The 2,834-nt window shown below is 76.3% G+C and carries 2 protein-coding genes and 1 pseudogene; 2 read left to right on the top strand and 1 reads right to left on the bottom strand.

Going from position 1 to position 2,834, the window contains the following annotated elements:
* A pseudogene (locus tag AOK18_RS31435) lies at positions 1–232 on the bottom strand (hypothetical protein); the annotation flags it as partial.
* Between the two features lie 108 nt (positions 233–340).
* Here AOK18_RS31435 and AOK18_RS26550 point away from each other — a divergent pair.
* Both AOK18_RS26550 and AOK18_RS26555 read left to right on the top strand, forming a co-directional pair.
* Entirely contained in the window at positions 341–1,060 is a 720-nt protein-coding gene (locus AOK18_RS26550; protein ID WP_055575092.1) for a response regulator transcription factor, read from the top strand.
* Positions 1,057–2,457, top strand: coding sequence for a sensor histidine kinase (locus AOK18_RS26555; RefSeq protein WP_055575091.1), 1,401 nt, complete (start codon positions 1,057–1,059; stop codon positions 2,455–2,457). Before AOK18_RS26550 ends, AOK18_RS26555 begins: the two co-directional genes overlap by 4 nt.
* The last annotated feature ends 377 nt before the right edge of the window (positions 2,458–2,834 follow it).

Here is a 2,834-nt window from a genome sequence, read left to right on the forward strand (position 1 = left end):
GTCTCGTCCTCGACCCGGCGTCCTTCGACGGTTCCCCGTCGGACGGGCGCCGGGTCGAGGACGAGACCGGCTTCGACTCCCGCGCCGCCGCGTCCCCGGCCGTGACGGGCAGCGCGCGCGGAGGGTCGTAGGCGGTGCCCGCCATCACGGTGTGCACGCCCCACCACGACAGCGTGACCGCCGCGCCCGTGGCGAGCAGCCAGGCCAGCAGGTGTACGAGTCCTCTGCGCATCGCCGGCCATACTGCCCCACCCGCCCCGCGGGTGTCGCGTCGCCCGCGGGATCCGGAGTTGTCCACGGGCCGCCGCCGGGCCGCCCGGCATGGCGTACGGTGCCGCCCATGGCAAGTGTTCTCGTGGTCGAGGACGACCCGTTCGTACGCTCGGCGCTCATCCGGCAGTTGACCGACGCCGCGCACACCGTGCGCAGTGTGGGGACGGCGCTGGAGGCGCTGCGCGAGGTCGCCCACTTCCGTTTCGACGTCGTCGTCCTGGACCTCGGACTGCCCGACCTCGACGGCTCCGAGGCGCTGAAGATGCTGCGCGGCATCACCGACGTACCGGTGATCATCGCCACCGCGCGGGACGACGAGGCGGAGATCGTACGGCTGTTGAACGCGGGCGCGGACGACTACCTGACCAAGCCCTTCTCGGCGGAACACCTGTCGGCCCGGATGGCGGCCGTCCTGCGCCGGGCCCGTTCCCTCGGGGGCCAGGCCGCACCGTCTCCGGTGATCCGGGTCGGCGGGCTGACCGTCGACCCGCTGCGCCGCCAGGCCGAACTCGACGGCGTGCGGCTGGACCTGACCCGGCGGGAGTTCGACCTGCTCGCCTTCCTCGCCGGGCGGCCCGGAGTCGTCGTCGCCCGCAGGGAACTCCTCGCCGAGGTGTGGCAGCAGTCGTACGGCGACGACCAGACCATCGACGTCCACCTGTCCTGGCTACGCCGGAAACTGGGGGAGACGGCCGCCCGGCCGCGCTACCTGCACACCCTGCGGGGCGTCGGCGTGAAACTGGAGCCGCCCGCCGGCCGGGCCCCCGGAGCGGAACAGCCGCGATGAGGTGGGCCCTGGTGAAGGTGTCCGTGGCGGTGACCGCGATGGTCGTGGTCGCCTTCGCGGTGCCGCTGGGCCTGGTCATCCGCGAGATGGCCCGCGACCGCGCCTTCTCCAACGCCGAGCGGGAGGCCGCCGCGGTCGCCCCCGCGCTGTCCATCACCACCGACCGCGACCAGCTGGAACGCGTCGTCGCCTCCGCCGGCTCCGACGCGGGCATGGCCGTGCACCTCCCCGCGGCGGACGGCGAGGAGCCCTTCGACATCGGACGCCGGCGGGCCGCCGCGGAGGACGTCGAGGCGGTGCGCGGGCTGGGGCGCGTCTCCACCTCCCCGGTGTCCGGCGGCTCCGCCCTGCTCCAGCCGGTCGCGCTCAGCAGCGGCGAGATCGCCGTGGTCGAGGTGTACGTCCCCGAGGCCGAGGTCACCAACGGGGTGGGCACGGCCTGGGCGGTGCTCGCGGCGGTCGGCGCCGCCCTCGTGCTCGGCTCGGTCGCGGTCGCCGACCGGCTGGGCGTGCGGATGGTGCGGCCCGCGCAGCGGCTGGTCGAGGGCGCGCGCGAACTGGGGGAGGGCAAGCTGGGCGCGCGGGTGCCCGAGAAGGGGCCGACCGAACTGCGGCTGGCGGCCGTGGCGTTCAACTCCATGGCCGACCAGGTCGTCCAGCTCCTCGCCAACGAGCGGGAGCTGGCCGCCGACCTCTCCCACCGGCTGCGCACCCCGCTGACCGTGCTGCGGCTGAACGCCGCCTCGCTCGGCGACGGACCGGCCGCCGAGCAGACCCGCGCGGCGGTGGAACAGCTGGAGCGCGAGGTCGACACCATCATCCGCACCGCGCGGGACGCCAAACCGCAGACGGCCGCGGCGGGTCCCGGCGCCGGCTGCGACGCGGCCGAAGTGGTCCGGGAGCGGATGGTGTTCTGGTCGGCGCTCGCCGAGGACGAGGGCCGCACCTGGCGGGTGGCCTGCGCGGACACCCCCGTGCGCATCCCCGTGGCCCGCGCCGATCTGGCCGCCGCCCTCGACGCCCTGCTCGGCAACGTGTTCCGGCACACCCCCGAGGGCACCGCCTTCGCGGTCGACGTGCACAACGGCGAGGACGCGGTGATCGTGCTCGTCTCCGACGCGGGTCCCGGCATCCCCGACCCCGAGGCGGCGATGGCCCGCGGCCGGGGCTCCGGCAGCGACGGCTCCACCGGGCTCGGCCTGGACATAGTGCGCCGCCTCGCGGAGACCACCGGAGGGGACGTCCGCATCGGCTCGTCGGTGCTCGGCGGCACCGAGGTGCGCATCTGGATCCAGCTGGACGGACGCGAGGGCGCGCCCCGCGGCCGGGGTCCCGGCCACCGCGGGACCGTGCGCCGCCGTCGCCCGGGGCGCCTGGTGCCGACGTTCCGGGCCTGAGGCCCGGGGCCCAGGGCTCCGGACCGGTCGTGCGCGGTTCTCCCGGGCGGTCCCGGAACGCCGGTTTTGGACCGCCCGGGAGAACGCACCGGTGCGCGTCCCGGCCGGTTCTCCCGTCCGTCCGGGACGCGCACCGGTGCGGGCGTCCGTCCCGGGACCTGTCCGGGCACCGCCCGGCAGGAAGGCGGCCCCGGACACGCCCCCGGGCCGGGCACACGCGTCCCGTCCGGGACGCGTGTGCCCGGCCCGGGGGCGTGTCCGGGGCCGCCTTCCTGCCGGGCGGTGCCCGGACAGGTCCCGGGACGGACGCCCGCACCGGGTCGCGGCCCGGACGGACGGGAGAACCGGCCGGGACGCGCACCGGTGCGTTCTCCCGG

Origin of the sequence: Streptomyces prasinopilosus (assembly GCF_001419695.1) — a bacterium.
In the GTDB taxonomy this organism is placed as follows: Bacteria; Actinomycetota; Actinomycetes; order Streptomycetales; family Streptomycetaceae; genus Streptomyces; species Streptomyces prasinopilosus.